Origin of the sequence: Streptomyces sp. NPDC090499, assembly GCF_044769305.1 — a bacterium.
Taxonomy (GTDB): Bacteria; Actinomycetota; Actinomycetes; order Streptomycetales; family Streptomycetaceae; genus Streptomyces.
This window is the reverse complement of record NZ_JBIVXP010000014.1, coordinates 71,470-88,419: the sequence shown is the minus strand read 5'-3', so window position 1 is coordinate 88,419 and position 16,950 is coordinate 71,470. Positions and strand designations below refer to the sequence as shown.

Genomic DNA, 16,950 nt, shown 5'->3' with positions numbered 1-16,950 from the left:
ACAGATGACCACCCGTCACACCGTGGCGCCCAAGGGGCAGGGCGGCCGGGGCGCCTACCGGACCATCGGCGAGGCGATACGCGCCGCCTCGCCCGGCGATCTGGTGGTGATCGCCCCCGGCACCTGGACCGAGAACCTGGTCCTGGACCGCGCGGTCGTGCTCACGGCGGAACACGGCCGGGGCAGTGTGGTGATCGCGGCGCCGCCCGGTGAGGCGCCCGCGGTGACCGTGGACGGGCCGGACTGCGCCCTGCACAACATCACGGTGTGGGGCGCGGACGCGGGCCTGCCCGCGGTGAGCGTGTCGCCGGGCGCCGGGCTGGTCCTGGAGGAGTGCTCGGTGGAATGCGGCCGGGTCCAGGTGAAGGGCCCGGAGGACGAGGAGGGCGGCACGACGGCCGTCGTGCTGCGCCGCTGCCGTCTGGAGGGGGCCAGGCTGGCCGGCCTGCACCTGGCGGGCGGTGTCCGGGCCCGCCTGGAGGACACGGCGGTGACCGGCGTCGACGGCACGGGTGTGGTGCTGTCCGGCACGGCGAGCCTGGACGCCGTACGGCTGCGGCTGGAGCGTACGACCGGGTCCGGGATGCGGCTGCGCGGCCGGTCCCGGCTGCGGCTGACCGACTCGGTGCTGGCGGGCAGCGGCCGGGCGGGGCTGCTCCTGGAGGACTCGACCGAGGCCACGGCCGGGGAGTCGCGGATCGAGACGCCCGGGGCGGCGGGAGTGCATCTGACCGGTTCGGCGCGGGCCGAACTGACCGACTGCCGGATCCGGGGCGCCGCCGCCAGCGGCCTGGTCGTCCAGGAGACCGCGCGGCTCAGCGCCTCGGGGTGTTCCGTGGCCGACGCGGGCGCCAACGGGCTCCTGGTCACGGGTTCGGCCGAGGCCCAGCTGGCCGACTGCCGGATCGACCGGAGCACCTTCAGCGCGGTCCACCTGGCCGGTACGGCCGTCGGGCGGCTCGCCGACTGCCGGGTGCGGGGCGGCTCCGAGCACGGGGTCCACGTCACCGGCGAGGCCCGGATCGAGCTGACCGACTGCGGGATCACCGACGTCGCCATGACCGGTGTCAGCGTGCTGGAGCGGGCGGCGGCCACGCTCACCGGCTGCCGGGTCGCCGGGACCGCCGCCGGGATCGGCATCGGCTCGTCCGCCGGCAGCACGGTCGCGGACACCACGGTGACCGGGACGAAGGAGATCGGCGTGCAGGTCGCCAAGGGCGCCGCCGTCTCCCTCGCCGGGATCCGGATCAGCGGTGCGGGGGCGGCCGGTCTGGTGGTCGACGAAGGCGCCGAGGCGACGGTGGCGGGCGGCCGGGTCGAGGACTGCGCGGGCTCCGGCGCCGTCGTGTGGACCGGCGCCAGGCCGGAGGTGACCGGGCTGCACATCGACCGGCCGGGGAAGAACGGGGTGTTCCTGGCCGAGGGCGCGGGCGGCACGTTCACCGCGGTCGAGGTCACCCGTGCGGGCTTCCCCGCCCTGCATGTCGCCAAGGGTGCCGACCCGGTCTTCCGGCACTGCCGGATCCGGGACTGCGCGGAGGCGCTGGGCACCGACGACGGGGCCAGGCCGGTCCTGGAGGACTGCACGGCCGACGGCACCCCGCTGACCTTCGGCACCCCGGCCGCGGCCGCCGCGAACGGCAGGCCCGGTGCGGCCCCCTCCGGCCCTTCCGCCGCGAGGACGGCCGACGACTCCGACGAGCCGGAGGAGGAGAACCTGCAGGACCTGCTCGGCGAACTCCACGAACTGGTCGGCCTGGACCGCGTGAAGCAGGACGTCGGCTCCCTGGTCAAGCTGATGCAGACGGTCCGCCGCCGCGAGGAGGCCGGTCTTCCGGCCCCGCCGCTCAGCCGCCACCTGGTGTTCGCCGGCAACCCCGGCACCGGCAAGACGACGGTCGCCCGCCTCTACGGCCGCCTCCTCAAGGCGCTCGGCCTGCTGCGCCGGGGCCATCTGATCGAGGTCGACCGGACCGCGCTCGTCGGCGAGTACGTCGGCCACACCGGCCCGAAGACCACCGCCGCCTTCAACCGGGCGCTCGGCGGTGTGCTCTTCATCGACGAGGCCTACTCGCTGGCCCCGGCCTTCGCGGGCAACGACTTCGGCACCGAGGCCGTGGCGACCCTGGTGAAGCTGATGGAGGACCACCGCGACGACGTGGTGGTCATCGCCGCCGGCTACCCCGGTGACATGCACCGCTTCATCGGCTCCAACCCCGGCCTCGCCTCCCGGTTCGGCCGCACCCTGCTCTTCGAGGACTACGAGCCGGACGAGCTGGTGTCGATCGTCGAGTTCCAGGCGGGGCAGCACCGCTACGAACTGACCCCCACGGCCCGTACCGAACTGCTCTCGCTCTTCGCGGCCATGCCCCGCGGCGAGGGGTTCGGCAACGGCCGTTCGGCCCGCCAGATCTTCCAGGAGATGACCGAGCGGCAGGCCCAGCGCGTCGCCGAGCTCACCGCCCCGACGGCGGAGCAGCTGATCAGCCTGGAGGCCCACGACCTGCCCCACCCGGCCGCGCGCTGACGGCACACCCCGTTCCGTACAATTTGAGGCCGAACGAAAGTCGAGAAGGAGTCACCCGTGCCCGGTCATCGGTCCATCACCGAAGCGGAGAAGCTCGCCTCGGCGAAGCTCGGCGGGATCCCGGTCCGCCGGGACCAGATGGCGGCCGTGGCCAACATCCACCGGGCCGCCTCCGCGGTGCGCCAGCACCTGGAGAACTCCGTGCTGCGCGGCTCGGACCTCACCTGGACCGCGTTCGTGGTGCTGTGGGTGGTCTGGGTGTGGGGCGAGTCGGAGACCCGGCACGTGGCGGAGGAGGCCGGGATCTCCAAGGGCACGCTCACCGGTGTGGCGCGCACCCTGGAGTCGCGCGGCCTGCTCGGCCGTACCGGGCACCCGGACGACGGCCGTCTGGTGCTGCTCAGCCTCACCGAGGAGGGCGAGGAGCTGATGCAGCGGGTGTTCCCGCAGTTCAACGCGGAGGAGGCCTTCGTGACCTCCGGGCTCAGCGACGCCGAGTGCCGGACCCTCGCGGAGCTGCTGCGGCGGGTCGTCCTCCAGGTCGAGGACCACGGCGAGGAGCGGCGCCGGGAGCTGCTCGGCGGCGCCGAGCCCGCGCCGCGCCGCAGCGGACGGCGTCCCAAGGCCTGATCAGGCGGCCGCCCGTACCAGTGCGTCGAACAGGCGCTGCTGGACGGGGTCCTCGTGCGCGGTGTCCTCGGGATGCCACTGGACAGCGGTGAACCAGCCCGGTCCATCGGCCAGTTCGAGTCCCTCGACCGTGCCGTCCTCGGCCGTGGCGGTGACCGTGAGGCCGGTGCCGAGGCGGTCCACGCGCTGGTGGTGGTAGCAGGAGGCGTCCGCCTTCTCCGCTCCCAGCGCCTGTTCGACGAGCGACCCGGGGCGGACGGTCACCGGATGACGCCGGTGCCGGTGGGTGCGGTCGGGGCCGCCCATGTCCTGTTCCAGCGTGCCGCCCAGCGCCACGTTCACGGCCTGCAGTCCCCTGCAGACCGCCAGCAGCGGCAGCCCCGACTCCAGTGCGTGGCGGGCGACCTGGAGGTCGAAGGCGTCCTGGCGGTCGTCGACGTCGTAGACGGTGTCGTGGGTGTCCGCCGCTCCGTAGCGGTGCGGGGCGAGGTCGCCGCCGCCGGGCAGCAGCACGCCGTCGAAGCGGGCGAGCCGGCCGGGCACGTCGGTGTCGGCGGGGTGGATGCTCGCGGGTTCACCGCCGGCCCGCCAGACGGCCTCGATCAGGGCCCGGGCGTTGACCTCGGCGGCGAAGCGCAGCGCGGAGGTGGTGGCGGAGAACCGGGCGGGCACGGCGATGAGCGGGCGCAGCCGACGGTTCGGGCGGGTCACAGCTGGATCCAGGTCGTCTTGAGTTCGGTGTACTTGTCGATGGCGTGCGCGGACTTGTCCCGCCCGTTGCCGGACTGCTTCATCCCGCCGAAGGGCACGGTCAGGTCGCCCTCCTCGTAGCAGTTCACCCAGACCGTGCCGGCCTTCAGGGCGCGGGAGACCCGGTGCGCGGTGGACAGGTCGGAGGTCCACAGGCCGGCCGCGAGCCCGTACTCGGTGGCGTTGGCGAGCCGGACCGCCTGGTCGAGGTCGTCGAAGGCGAGGACGGACAGGACGGGGCCGAAGATCTCCTCGCGGGCAAGGCGCATGTCCGGGTCGACGCGGTCGAAGACCGTCGGTTGCAGATAGCTGCCGCCGCTCTCCGCCAGGGTGCGTTCGCCGCCCGTGCGCAGCCGGGCCCCCTGCGCGCGCCCGGCCGCCACCTGCCCCTGCACGCGCTCCAGATGTGCCTCCCCGACCAGTGCGCCCATCTCGGTCGCCGGGTCGAGCGGGTCGCCGATGCGGAGTTCCTCGGCCCGGCGGACGACGTCGTCCGTGACGCGTTCGGCGATCGAGGAGTGGACCAGGAGCCGGGAGGGCGCGGTGCACATCTCGCCCTGGTTGAAGAAGATGCCCCAGGCGGCGGTGGCGGCGGCCCGGTCCAGGTCGGGGGCGTCGGGGAGGACGATGTTGGGCGACTTGCCGCCCAGCTCCAGCCAGACCCGCTTGAGGTTGGAGTCGGCGGAGTAGCGCAGGAAGTGGCGGCCGACGGCGGTGGAGCCGGTGAAGGCGAGGACGTCGACGTCGGGGTGGAGGCCGATCGCCCGCCCGGTCGTCGGACCGTCGCCGGTGACGACGTTGAGGACGCCGGGCGGCAGTCCGGCCTCGGTGCCGATGCGGCCGAGGAGCAGGGCGGAGAGCGGGGAGGACTCGGACGGCTTCAGGACGACCGTGCAGCCGGCCGCGAGCGCCGGGGCCACCTTCCAGCTCGCCAGGGTGAGGGGGAAGTTCCAGGGGACCACCGCGCCGACGACACCGGTCGGTTCGCGGGTGACCAGGGCGAGGGCGTCGGCGGCGGTGTGCGGGGACTCGTCGGTGAGCTTGTCGGCCAGCTGGCCGTACCAGCGGAAGGTGGTGATCGCGGCGCGCAGTTCGACGGCGTACGCCTCGGTGATCGGCTTGCCCATCTCCAGGGTGATGGTGAGGGCGAGTTCCTCCCGCCGCTCTTCGAGGAGTTCGGCCAGGCGCAGCAGGATCCGGCCGCGCTCGGCGGGTGCCAGGCGCGGCCAGGGCCCGGCGTCGAAGGCGCGGCGGGCGGCGGCCACGGCGTGGTCGACCTCGGCCTGTCCTGCGTCGGCGACCTGGGCGAGGAGCTGTCCGTCCCGGGGCGAGACGACGGCGAAGACCGCTCCCCCGCCGGGTTCGTCGGTGCCGTCGATGTGGTGGTGTGCGGGCAGGTCGAGGGCCTTGGCCCGGCCGATCAGCTCGTCGGGGGTGAGGTCGAGCATGGGGTTCCCAATCGAGGGTCGGGGCCCGGCCGTGCGCGGCGGCCGGGCCCGGCGGGGTGGGTCAGCGGCGGTGGACGAGCCGTGCGGTGCCCGCCCCGAGGAGCAGGACGGCGGGGACGGCGAGGACGAGCCAGACGGCCGTGGAGGTGGCGCCGCCGATGAGGGTGGTGAAGTTGGCCAGGATCACCCAGATCATGGCGGCGATGCCGAGGGCGCCGAGGGCCGGGGCGATCCGTGTGTTCCAGAGCCGGGTGTCGAGGCGTTCGCGGCGGAAGAAGACGATCACCGAGACCGAGGTCAGGAAGTACAGCAGCATGCAGGCGAGGACGCCGACGCCGCTGAACCAGGAGAAGAGGGTGAGGACGGGGTCCTTGCCGGCGAGGGCGAAGGGCGTCACCAGGAGCACCGCGATCGCCGTCTGCACCAGGCCCGCGGCCCACGGCGAGTGCCGGTGGTTGAGGGTGCGCAGGCGGCCCGGCAGCAGGCCCTCGCGGCTGAGGGAGAACAGGTAGCGGTTGGCGGAGTTGTGGAAGGCGAGGATGCCGGCGAAGAGGGAGGTGGCGAGCAGGATCGGCAGGACGTCGTTCACCCAGCCGCCGAACTGGTCGGCGATCGGCGCGAAGACGAAGACGGTGGAGTCGCCGCCCGCGAGGGCCTTGCCCGCGGCGGCGGTGACCTTCGAGGGGCCGTACGAGGAGACCAGCATCCAGGAGACGAAGGCGAAGAAGCCGGTGACCACGGCGACCGAGAGGTAGGTGGCGCGAGGGACGGTCCTGCGGGGTTCGCGGGCCTCCTCGCCGTAGATGGCGGTGGCCTCGAAGCCGAACATCGAGGCGACGGCGAACATCAGGGCCACGCCGGGCGCGCCCTGGAGCACCGCGTGCGGCGCGAACGTACCGCCGAAGTCGAGTCCTTCGGGTCCGCCGCCCTTGACGAAGGTGACCACGGCGAAGGCGAGCAGGATGCTGAACTCGGCCAGCACGAACACGGCGAGGACCTTGGCGCCCAGTTCGATCCCGGCGGCGCCCAGCACCTGGACCACGGCCATGGTCACCAGGGTCCACACCCACCAGGCGATGTGGGCGCCGGAGTAGTGCTCGACGAGCCCGCCGACGGTGGCGCCGTACAGGCCGTACATCGCGGCCTGGACCGTGCAGTAGGCGAACAGCGCGACGGCGGCGCTGCCGCTGCCGGTCGTCCGGCCGAGTCCCTTGCCGATGTACGTGTAGAAGGCGCCGGCGTTGACGACGTGCCGGCCCATGGCCACGAAGCCCACCGAGAACAGCAGGATCACCGCTCCGGCGAGGGCGTAGGCGGCCGGGGCGCCGGCGCCGTTGCCCACGGCGACCGCGATCGGCACGGCGCCCGCGATGCCGGTGAGCGGTGCCTGGGCGGACAGGACGAAGAAGAGGATGCCCAGGACACCCAGGGCGTTGCGTTTGAGGGTGGTGGCGGGCTGGGCGCCCGTTCCGGCCTGTGGAGAGGCGTCGACCGTCTGACTGTCCACTCGGATCACCTGCTGAGGGGAAGGGAGAGTTTTCGTTTTGAGCCAAACGAGTTGCCTCATGGTGGGCCGGAACTATCCATCTGACAAGGGGGTGGGGAAGGGAATTTACGCCGGGGAAACCGCCGTGCCCAGGGCATGGCGAACCCCCCGGCGCGTCGGCGACGGGGGGTCCTGGGCCGGGCACGCTCAGTCGCGGCCCTCCGGCGGCCGCTCGCCCAGCGTGCGCAGCAGGGAGCGCAGCTCGGTCAGGGCCCCCTCGGTGTCCGCGCGGTCGCCGATGCCGGTGAGCTGGTGCAGTACCAGGCCGTCCAGCGCGGCGAAGACCAGCCGGTTGAGGGCCGGGCTCGCGCCGCCGGGCAGGATGCGGGCCAGCTCGCGCCGGGAGGCGCCGAAGTACTCGTCGTACAGCGCGCGGACCTGCGGGAGCAGTTCGGGGCGGCGGCGGGCCTCCAGGAGCAGTTCGTACTGGTACGCCTGGCCGTCCGCGTCGTCCTCGACCATGTCCGTCAGACCGGCCACGAAGTCCTCCGGCTTCCCGGTGCCGGGCTCCAGCAGGCTGCTGCTGAGGCTGAGGCGCACAGCGTAGGCGAGGGACTCCTCGACCAGCGCGTCCCGGGAGCCGAAGTGGTGCACGACCAGGCCGTGGGTGACCCCGGCCTCCTCGGCCACGGCACGGTAGGTGAGGTGCCGCAGCCCCCGCGCGCCGACGACCCGGACGGCGGCCTTGAGCAGCGCCTCGCGCCCCTCGCCGTAGCCGAGCCGCCTGCGCGACCGGTCCTGCGGCCGGTCGTCGGGCCGGTGCGGGGTCTCGGCGGATTCGGTCATGGTCGCGACCCTACCCGCCGGTTGGCGGCGCCTGCCGGGACGGCTACCTGCGGGGTGCGCGGATGCCACGGAACTCCCAGTCCCCGCCGAGCGCGGTGGACAGCACTTCCTCGGACTCGGTGGGCTGGGCGCCGACGTCGGTGCGGATCGGGGTGGGCCCGGTGACGATGTGGTTCGTGAGCCGTCCGAGGCCCTCCACCTCGACCTCGACGACGTCGCCGGGCCGCACGGGACGTGAGTTGGCCGGGGTGCCGGACAGCAGTACGTCGCCCGGGTACAGGGTGATGGTGCGGGCGATGTCGGCGACGAGATAGTGCATGTCCCACTTCATCTCGTCGGTGGACCCGTCCTGGACGACCTCGCCGTTGACGTACGTGCGCAGCCGCTTGCCGTGGAAGTCCCAGTCGGTGACCAGGCCGGGCCCGAGCGGGCACAGCGTGTCCGACCCCTTCACCCGCAGCATGGAGCCGGCGTCGGTGTCCCGGAAGTCGTGCAGCCCGTAGTCGTTGGCGACCGTGTACCCGGCGATGTACTCCCCCGCCTCCGCGGGCGGGACGTTCCGCGCGGTCCTCCCGATGACGATGGCGACCTCGCCCTCGTAGTTGAGCCACTTGCAGCCCTCGGGCCGGACGACCGCGCCCCGGTGGGAGTTGAGGGCGGAGGTCGGCTTGTGGAAGTAGGTCGGGGTGTCGGGCAGCCCGATCCGGAACTCCTCCACCCGGCTGCGGTGGTTGAGATGGACGGCGATCACCTTGGAAGGGACGACCGGCGGCAGATGCCGCGCCTCCTCGGTCTTGACGCGGCGCCCGTCCCCGGCGACGAGTTCGCCCCCGTCGACGGTGACCTGGACGGCGGCGCCGTCCAGGAGGATGCGGCGGTACTCGGGCATGGGGGCTCCTAGTGGCGGCTGTGCGGGGTGCGCGGGGCGGGTGTGCCGGTGCCGGTCCAGCCGTCGGCCGGCCGGTCGAACCAGAGGTGGACCTGGCCGGTGCCGACGGAGTTCTCGTACTCGCCGTACTGCCGGGCGGGTGCGGCACAGGCCTGCTCGCCGAGGGCGCCGGCCAGCATCAGGTAGTGGGCGAACCTCGCCTCGGGCCTGACCTTCCAGAACGCGTCCATGGTGTCGAGGACCTTGTCGTGACGGCCCTCCTTGAACCAGGCGATGCGCTCGTGGTCGGCCTCCCGGGCCTGCGGAGTGCGGATGTGCGCCGGGTCGCTGGCCTCGTGGTCGCGCAGTTCGCGCAGTGGCCAGAAGGTGTGCGAGAGGGCGCCGGAGGCGATGAGCAGCACCCGGCGCCCCGGCGTCGCGGCGATACCGTCGGCGAGCGCCCGCCCGAGCCGCAGATGGTCCTCCATGTCCCCGGTCTGGCACACCCCGATGCTCACCCACCGCTTGTCGGGCAGGCCCTCGCCGAGGAACTTCCAGAGGTTGATGGTCGCGTAGTAGATCGGCAGGTAGTCGTCGTCGATCGCGGTGATCCAGGTGCCGTGCCTGTCGGCGGACTTCGCCACGTTGCGGGCGAGTTCGGGGTCGCCGGGGAAGTCGTACGGCATCCGGCACATCCCGCGCGGCAGTTCCTCGGAGGTGAACAGGCCCGCCCTGCGCTGCTGTGCCGTGACGACGAACTCGACGGTCGTCGCCCAGTGTGAATCAAGCACGACCACGGTGTCGTAGTCGTCCCGCTCGAAGACGTCCGCACGGAGCTGCCGGAGGCCGGTGACGAGGGTGATCTCCTTGCCCTCGTTGAGTTCCAGCCGGTCGGCCTCCGGCAGCACGATGGTGGGGACATGGGCGAGGAGCCCCGCCCCGACGATCTCACCCATGGTCCTTCCAGCCCTTCGGTGCGGTGACGGTGTTCTTCAGGTCGCAGTAGAAGTCGAAGCTCCAGGTGCCTCCCTCGCGACCGACCCCGGAGAGCCGGGAGCCGCCGAACGGCGCCTGGAGGTCCCGTACGAAGAAGCAGTTGACCCACACGGTCCCGGCGACCAGCCGCGCGGTGACCCGCTCGGCGCGCTCGGGGTCGCCGGTGGCGAGGGTGGCCGCGAGCCCGAACCGGGTGTCGTTCGCCAGCCGGACCGCCTCCTCCTCGTCGGCGAAGGCCTGCAGGGTGAGCACGGGCCCGAAGACCTCCTCCTGCACGACCTCGCTGTCCTGCGCGACGTCGGTGAGGAGCGTCGGCGCATAGAACTGCCCGTCCAGGCGCCGGCCGCCGATCACGGCCCGCGCCCCCGCGCCGATCGCCCGCCGCACGAACCCGTCGATCTTCTCCAGCTGGCGGGCGTGGATGTTGGGCCCGATGTCGGTGGCCTCGTCACGCGGGTCGCCCTGCCGCAGCACGGTGGCCTTCGCCACGAACCGCCGCGTGAACTCCTCGACGACCGACTCCTCGACGAGCAGGCGGGTGCCGGCCAGGCAGACCTGCCCGGCGTTGTCGTACTGCTCCACGGCGAGGTCGACGGCCAGGTCGAGATCGGCGTCGGCGAACACCAACAGGGGTGACTTGCCGCCGAGTTCGAGGCTCAGAGGCGTCAGGTTGGCGGCGGCGGAGGCGGCGATGCGCCTGGCCGTCGGCACGGAGCCGGTGAAGCTGATCCGGCGCACGTCCGGATGGGACGTGAGCGCGTCGCCGATCTCGGCGCCGTACCCCTGCACGACGTTGAACACCCCGGCCGGCAGCCCGGCCTCGGCCGCGATGTCGGCGAGGAGGGAGGCGGTGAGCGGGGACCACTCGGCGGGTTTGAGGATCACGGTGTTCCCGGCGGCGAGGGCCGGGGCGACCTTCCAGGTGGCCAGCATGAGCGGGGCGTTCCAGGGGGTGATCAGCACGCAGGGGCCGGCGGGGTCCCAGCTGACGTGGTTGGTGTGCCCGCGGGTCTCGAAGTCGTCGTGCTCCAGCGTCAGCAGCCAGTCCGCGAAGAACCGGAAGTTGTGGGCGACGCGGGGCATGACCCCACGGCGGTGGGACCGCAGCAGCGCGCCGTTGTCCGTGGTCTCGACGATCGCGAGCTCTTCGATCCGCTTCTCGACCCCGTCGGCGACGGCGTGGAGAAGGCGTGCGCGCTCGGCGCGGGGGGTGGCGGCCCAGGCGGGGAAGGCGTCCCGGGCCGCGGCGACGGCGGCAGCGGCTTCGGCGGGACCGCCACGGGCGATCTCGCCGATCGGCTGCCCGTCGATGGGCGAGTTGTCGGTGAAGGTCCCGGCAGAGGCGACGCGTTGACCGCCGATCCAGTGCCGGGTGTCGACGGGGACTCCGGCGACAATGATCTTGTGAGACATGAGCAAGGGTCCAATCTCGACTGAGGTTACTGCCGCTTGCCTAGGGGCGCGGGCCTGTGTTGGATCTGCGGCTACCGCCGCGTGGGCGCGACCAACCCCCACGCACGCACCTCACTCGGCCACCACTCCCGATGTTCCGGACTCAAGAAGCCGCCCGCCGTCCCACACCACCCCCACCTGCCGGTAGTACGCGGCGATCGGCTCCCGCACCTCCAGCCGGGCCAGCTCCTCCGTAGGCGCCTCGAACAGCTCCAACTCGGCCTCCCCGACCCACGGTTGCCCCCCTTCGAACTCCGCCGCCCCCGACTCGACCAGCTCGTCCAGCGCCAGCCCCTTCCCCTTCTCGATCGACGGCAGCCACCGGTGATGGGCCATCGGATGCCCGTTGACGAACCCGTTCGTCCCGGACGGCTCCCGCAGCGTCACCACCACGTGGGCCAGCCGCCGGTCGGCCGCCGCCAGCGTCGCCCCGAACCGCGCCCCCGCCTCGATCCGCGGAGCGGGCCCGTACGGATGCGGCCGCGTCTGATGGATCGACCCGAGCTTCTTCGGATACCCCTGGTGCAGCCCGCGCGCGATCGCGAAGTCCTTGTCGACCCAGATGTAGACGCACCGCGAGTACGTCTGTCCCCGGTACCTGCAGCGCACGACCGCGAAGGCCTCCTTGTACTGCGCACGCACCGGATCGAGGAGTTCCACCCCGTCCGCCGCGCAGGACTGCCAGTCCGCCCAGATCAGGGCAACCGCGCCGGGATCCTCGTCGGCCAACTCCAGTGGCTCGGGCAGCAGTTCACGCACTCGCGCGGGATCCGTCCGGTACTCGACGGTCAGCAGGTCACCGGAGTACCGCCACGGCGGCGAGGGAATCAGCGACGAGGCACCGCTCGCCGTCTTCGGATGGAAGTAACCACGGGGACTGGCCACTTGGGGCTCCCTAAACAGTGAGGGCGGGCTGCTTCAGCAGCTCGGCGCGGTAACGGGCGGCGGACGCGGCCACGGCCTGGCCGCCGAGCGCGACGACACCGACGAGGCGGCCGCCGTGGTGGTAGCCGACGAGCACGTCCCCCTCCGGGTCGCCGTCGAGGACGCGGACGTCCTCCTTGCCGAGCACCGGCGCCCCGAAGGACTGGAGCCGGAAGTCGTGCTGGTCGCTCCAGAAGGTGGGCAGCGGCGCGAAGGGCGCCGGATCGGCATCGGCGACCAGCGTCCTCGCCGCGTGCTTGGCCGTGTCGGTCGGGATGGACCAGTGCTCGACCCGGCGCGGCACACCGTCGTAGCGGGCGTTGGGGAACCGGGCCACGTCTCCGACCGCCACCACGTCCGGTCGCCCGCCCGCCCGCAGGCAGGCGTCGGTGCGCACCCCGTCGGTCAGGTCGAGCCCGTTGCCGTCGAGCCACTCGGTGTTGGCGACCGAGCCGACCGACTCGACCACCACGTCGGCCGGCAGCACGGAACCGTCGCTCAGCTCCACCCCGGTCACCCGGTCCTCACCCGCGAACCCGGTAACCCCGGTGCCCAGTGCGAAGCGCACCCCGCGCTCCTGGTGCCGCTTCAGCAGCGCCCGGCCCAGCAGCTCTCCGAGCGGCCCGGCCATGGGCAGCGGCAGCGGGTCGACGACCGTGACCTCGGCAACGCCGAGACCCACCGCGGTCGCGGCGACCTCGCAGCCGATGAAACCGGCACCGACCACGACGACCCGCGCGCCGGACCGGGTCAGCGCCTCGCGCAGCCCCCGGGCGTCGTCGAGGGTACGGACCGTGTGACGACCGGTCGACGGCCCCGGGCAGCCCAGGCGCCGGGGGCGCATCCCGGTGGCGACGACCAGGCCGTCGTACGACAGCTCGGTGCCGTCGTCGAGCCGTACCGTGCGCCCGTCCAGGTCCGCGGCCACCGCCTTCCGGCCCAGCCGCCACTCGACGTCGGCCACGGCGGGGCGCGGCCGGAAGGCGAGGGACTCGAAGGAGGCCTTTCCGGCCAGGACCTCCTTGGACAGGGGCGGCCGGTTGTAGGGCATGTGCGGTTCGTCTCCGACGAGGGTGACGGCGCCGGTCCAGCCCGCCGCGCGCAGTTGCTCGGCGGCGCGCAGGCCCGCCATGGAGGCGCCGGCCACCACGATGCGCGGGTGCACCGTCAGGCCTCGATCCGGATGGCCTGGAGCGGGCAGACGTCGGCCGCTTCCTCGACCTCGTCGCGCAGCGCGTCGTCCGGGTCGGAGACGTGCACGAGGTGGCCGGCGTCGTCCAGGGAGAAGACGTCGGGGGCCGCGAAGACGCACTGGCCGTGGTCCTGGCACTTGTTCATGTCGACGACGACCTTCATGGCCGGTCCTCCTGAGGGAGCGGAAGCGAAGGGAGAGGGAGGGGAAGTGGGCCCGGCCGGCCGTACCGACCGGGCCCCGCCAACGGGTTGCGGCGGACCGCATCCCGGACTCGTTTGGCTTCAAACAAGGTAGGCAGCGGGCACTCCCCGGTCAATACCTATCCGGATGGATAAATTCTTTGCACCGCCCTCTTGCGGCAAGGTGCCGCCCTGCCTACCGTTTGGCTTCAAACAGCAGACCGGGGTGGCGTCGAGGCCCTCTGCCGCCGCACCCCGGCCGCCCGCTCCCACCTCACACACCACCTGGTTCCACGTGGTGTCCCGACGTCCGTCCGCCCAAGGAGACAACGGTGAGCGATCAAGACCCCGCAGCAGTCCGCCGGCACCTGGACCGGCTCGCGGCCGACGGCATCGACGTCGTCCGGGTGACGTATCCCGACCTCATCGGCACGGACCGGGCGCGTGACGTGCTGGTGGAGGAGCTGCCCCGGGCCCTGGAGCACGGGCTGGCCTTCTGCCGGGCGGTGTACCACACGAGTCCACAGGGGGACGTGGTGCCGGTCAGCGGCGGTCTGGACGCCGGACTGCCCGACGTCTGCGTACGGCCGGACCTCAGCACCCTGGTCGCGCTGCCCTGGGAGCCGGGCGTGGCGGCCTGCCTCGCCGACGTCACCGATCCGGCCACCGGGGCGCCCGCCGCCGAGTCACCGCGGGACCTGCTGCGGTCGGTCCTGGAGCGGTGCCGGGAGCACGGGCTGAGCCCGGTCGTCGGACCCGAGCTGGAGTACTTCCTGTGCGAGCCGGACCCGGCCGGCGGCTGGCGGCGCTACGGCAGCGTCCCCGGTGTCGTATACACCGCCGGACTGCGGGCCGATCCCGACAACCACCTGCTGCGCACCCTGCGGCACGCACGCGACCTGCGCATCGGGGTGCTGAGCGGGAACCACGAGTTCGACGGCGGGCAGTTCGAGATCAACCTGCTGCACTCGGAGGCGCTGTCCGCGGCCGACCGGGCGTTCCGCTTCAAGGCCTCGGTGAAGGAACTGGCCCGGCGCGAGGGACGGCTGGCCACCTTCATGGCGAAGCCCTTCAACGACACGGGCGGGTCCGGCTTCCACCTGCACCTCTCCTGCACCGAAGGCACCGACGGCACCGACGGCACCGACGCCGAGGGCCGCAACTCCTTCGACGACCCGTCCGGCGCGTACGGCCTGTCGGCCACCGCCCGGCACGCGATCGCCGGCGTCCTCGCACACGCGCCCGCGCTGGCCGCGCTGCTGAACCCGACGGTCAACTCGTACAAGCGCTTCGGCCCGGACACCCTGGCCCCCTGGCTGATCGACTGGGGTCTGGACAACCGCAGCGCGATGGTCCGGGTGCCGCCCGAGCGCGGCGCCGGCGCCCGGCTCGAACTGCGCCTGGGCGATGCGAGCGCCAACCCGTACCTGGCGATCGCCGCGGCCACGGCAGCCGCGCTGCTCGGCGTCATGGCCGCCGAGGAGCCGCCCGCCCCGCTGGAGGGCTACGGCTACGACACCACGAAGGCGGCCCTGCTGCCGACGGACCTGTCCGCCGCGCTGGACGCGCTGGAGTCGGACACCGCACTCGCCGAACTCCTCGGCAAGGACTTCACCGACTCCTACCTCTCCTACAAGCGCAACGAGGTCGAACGCTTCCAACGGTACGTCACCGACTGGGAGTTCACCGAGTACGCCTACCACCTGTGACCACCTCCGAAGGATCGACGATGACCACTGCCACCGACGTCGAGCCCATGCGTCTCGCCGATGTCGACCTCGCGAACCCCGACAACTTCACCGACGGGGTCACGCCCTGGCGGATGTTCCACACCCTGCGGCACGAGGATCCGGTGCACTGGCAGCCGGAGGAGGCGCCCAACTCCGGTTTCTGGGCGGTCACCCGGCACGCCGACATCGCGCGGGTGGACCGCGACGCCGAGACCTTCACCTCCACCCGGTTCGTGAACCTGGAGGAGCTCGACGAGGACCAGATCCGCAGACGCGCCTCGATCCTGGAGCTGGACGGAGTGCGCCATCGCGCCCTGCGCAGCGTGATCCAGCGGCAGTTCGGAGCCGGGGTCATCAACAGCTACACGGACTTCCTGCGCGGGCTGACGGCGAAGACCCTGGACGCGGCGCTGGCCAAGGGGACCTTCGACTTCGTGAAGGAGGTCTCCGCGGACTTCCCCATCAACGTCCTGGCCCGGCTCCTCGACGTGCCGCCGGAGGACAACCAGCAGCTCATCGAGTGGGGAAACCGCATCATCGGCAACACCGACCCCGACTACGCGGACGTCCTGCTGCACAGCGCGGAGAGCGAGAAGTACCGCGACCTGCCGTTCCGCTCCCCCGCCTCGCTCGAAGTCTTCGAGTACGGGCGGGAGCTGGCCCGGCAGCGGCGCGGCGGCGCGGGCACGGACCTGGTCTCCACACTGGTCAACACCACCCCGCGCGACGGGGTCCCGCTCTCCGCGCGGGACTTCGACAACTACTTCCTGCTCCTGGTGGTGGCCGGCAACGAGACCACCCGGCACACCATCACCCACTCGATGCTGGCCCTCCTCCAGCACCCGGGGCAGCTGGCACGGCTCAGGGACGACCCGTCGCTGATCCCGACGGCGGTGGAGGAGTTCCTGCGCTGGGCGTCCCCGGTCTACCACTTCCGCCGCACCGCGACCCGCGACGTCGAACTCGGCGGCAGGCTGGTCAGGGAGGGCGACAAGGTCGTCATGTGGTACGCCTCGGGCAACCGCGACGAGGAGGTCTTCGGCAACCCCTACGACTTCGACGTGGCGCGGCAGAACAACGACCACGTCAGCTTCGGCAAGGGCAGCCCGCACCTGTGCCTGGGCAACCTGCTCGCGCGTACCGAGATCCGGATCATGTTCGAGGAGCTGATCCCGCGGCTGGCCGGCATCCGGCTGGTCGGCGAAGTGCCGCGGGTGCGCTCGAACTTCGTCAACGGCATCAAGCGGCTGCCGGTGGAGGTGACCCTCGCCTGACGGCCGGACGGAGTCACCCGCTCAGAGCGCTGCGGCCCAGGTGTCGATCGTGGTGACCTCGGCCTGCTTCGGGAACACCTTCTCCGTGAGCACCCGGTGCACCTCCGGGTCGGAGTCGAGGCAGCCGTCGGACAGGACCGTGAGCTCGAAGTCGAGGTCCGCGGCCTGACGCAGGGTGGACAGCACGACACCGCTGGTGGCGATGCCGGTGAGGACGAGGTGATCGATCCCGCCGGCCCGCAGCACCATGTCGAGGTCGCTGCCGGCGAAGGCGCTGACCCGCCGCTTGGTGACCACCGGCTCGCCGGGCGCGGGGGCCACGTCCGGGTGGACCTGCGTGGCCTGGTCGTCGCCGGCCGGCCGCTGCGCGGCGCCCACGAGGCCGCGGAAGGTCTTGTTGCGGGCGCTGACCTCCGGGTACCCCGGGCGGAAGCCGACGACCACGTAGATCACCGGGACGCCGGCGGTCCGGGCGGCGTCGACCGCCTTGGCCAGGCGGGGCAGGTAGTCGGCGTCTGGAAAGCGGTCGACGACGACCTGCTGGACGTCCATGACGAGCAGGGCTTGCTGAGGCACTGTCTCTGTTCCTTCCACGCGGCCCCGTTGGTCATCAAGCGATTACTTGGCAACGTAGACCGCGCTGCG

The 16,950-nt window shown here is 72.5% G+C and carries 15 protein-coding genes; 4 read left to right on the top strand and 11 right to left on the bottom strand.

All coding sequences use genetic code 11. The features are described 5' to 3' along the window. The first annotated feature begins 4 nt into the window (after positions 1-4). Together ACIQVL_RS37485 and ACIQVL_RS37480 are read left to right on the top strand one after the other, a co-directional pair. Positions 5-2,527: a right-handed parallel beta-helix repeat-containing protein gene (locus ACIQVL_RS37485; RefSeq protein ID WP_403425518.1), complete on the top strand. Its 2,523-nt coding sequence runs from the start codon at positions 5-7 to the stop codon at positions 2,525-2,527. 57 nt (positions 2,528-2,584) lie between these two features. Next, a complete protein-coding gene (locus tag ACIQVL_RS37480; RefSeq protein WP_403425519.1) occupies positions 2,585-3,157 on the top strand; it encodes a MarR family winged helix-turn-helix transcriptional regulator in 573 nt (190 codons plus the stop codon). Here ACIQVL_RS37480 and ACIQVL_RS37475 read toward each other — a convergent pair whose 3' ends face one another. The 10 genes from ACIQVL_RS37475 to ACIQVL_RS37430 form a co-directional block, all read right to left on the bottom strand. Beyond that, the gene (locus ACIQVL_RS37475) at positions 3,158-3,868 is read right to left on the bottom strand and encodes a gamma-glutamyl-gamma-aminobutyrate hydrolase family protein (protein ID WP_403477580.1); all 711 of its coding nucleotides are present in this window, start codon (positions 3,866-3,868) and stop codon (positions 3,158-3,160) included. After that, positions 3,865-5,355: an aldehyde dehydrogenase gene (locus ACIQVL_RS37470; protein WP_403477579.1), complete on the bottom strand. Its 1,491-nt coding sequence runs from the start codon at positions 5,353-5,355 to the stop codon at positions 3,865-3,867. The genes ACIQVL_RS37475 and ACIQVL_RS37470 overlap by 4 nt, the downstream gene beginning before the upstream one ends. 61 nt (positions 5,356-5,416) lie before the next feature. Further along, on the bottom strand, positions 5,417-6,862 hold the full coding sequence (locus tag ACIQVL_RS37465; protein ID WP_403425523.1) for an APC family permease: 1,446 nt from the start codon (positions 6,860-6,862) through the stop codon (positions 5,417-5,419). Positions 6,863-7,048: 186 nt separating this feature from the next. Further along, complete coding sequence (locus ACIQVL_RS37460) at positions 7,049-7,687, bottom strand: TetR/AcrR family transcriptional regulator (RefSeq protein WP_403477578.1); 639 nt, start codon at positions 7,685-7,687, stop codon at positions 7,049-7,051. Positions 7,688-7,730: 43 nt separating this feature from the next. Next, positions 7,731-8,576 (bottom strand): fumarylacetoacetate hydrolase family protein, encoded by an 846-nt coding sequence (locus tag ACIQVL_RS37455; RefSeq protein WP_403425527.1) that lies wholly within the window; start codon positions 8,574-8,576, stop codon positions 7,731-7,733. Between the two features lie 8 nt (positions 8,577-8,584). After that, complete coding sequence (locus ACIQVL_RS37450) at positions 8,585-9,511, bottom strand: 3,4-dihydroxyphenylacetate 2,3-dioxygenase (protein ID WP_403477577.1); 927 nt, start codon at positions 9,509-9,511, stop codon at positions 8,585-8,587. Further along, a complete protein-coding gene (locus ACIQVL_RS37445) occupies positions 9,504-10,964 on the bottom strand; it encodes an aldehyde dehydrogenase (protein WP_403477576.1) in 1,461 nt (486 codons plus the stop codon). Before ACIQVL_RS37445 ends, ACIQVL_RS37450 begins: the two co-directional genes overlap by 8 nt. A 111-nt stretch (positions 10,965-11,075) precedes the next feature. Then, on the bottom strand, positions 11,076-11,888 hold the full coding sequence (locus ACIQVL_RS37440; RefSeq protein WP_403425531.1) for an acetoacetate decarboxylase family protein: 813 nt from the start codon (positions 11,886-11,888) through the stop codon (positions 11,076-11,078). A gap of 10 nt (positions 11,889-11,898) precedes the next feature. Then, entirely contained in the window at positions 11,899-13,092 is a 1,194-nt protein-coding gene (locus tag ACIQVL_RS37435; protein ID WP_403477575.1) for an NAD(P)/FAD-dependent oxidoreductase, read from the bottom strand. A gap of 2 nt (positions 13,093-13,094) precedes the next feature. Then, the gene (locus ACIQVL_RS37430; RefSeq protein ID WP_217553506.1) at positions 13,095-13,283 is read right to left on the bottom strand and encodes a ferredoxin; all 189 of its coding nucleotides are present in this window, start codon (positions 13,281-13,283) and stop codon (positions 13,095-13,097) included. Positions 13,284-13,633: 350 nt separating this feature from the next. On the opposite strand from ACIQVL_RS37430, the gene ACIQVL_RS37425 reads away from it, so the two are divergent. Both ACIQVL_RS37425 and ACIQVL_RS37420 read left to right on the top strand, forming a co-directional pair. Then, positions 13,634-15,010, top strand: a complete 1,377-nt coding sequence (locus tag ACIQVL_RS37425; protein WP_403477574.1) for a glutamine synthetase family protein — start codon at positions 13,634-13,636, stop codon at positions 15,008-15,010. Between the two features lie 20 nt (positions 15,011-15,030). Beyond that, positions 15,031-16,305: a cytochrome P450 gene (locus ACIQVL_RS37420; RefSeq protein WP_403425538.1), complete on the top strand. Its 1,275-nt coding sequence runs from the start codon at positions 15,031-15,033 to the stop codon at positions 16,303-16,305. A gap of 21 nt (positions 16,306-16,326) precedes the next feature. On the opposite strand, the gene ACIQVL_RS37415 is transcribed toward ACIQVL_RS37420, so the two are convergent. Further along, positions 16,327-16,881 carry a cysteine hydrolase family protein gene (locus tag ACIQVL_RS37415; protein WP_403425540.1) on the bottom strand — a complete coding sequence of 185 codons (555 nt, stop codon included), beginning with the start codon at positions 16,879-16,881 and terminating at the stop codon, positions 16,327-16,329. Between the last annotated feature and the right edge of the window lie 69 nt (positions 16,882-16,950).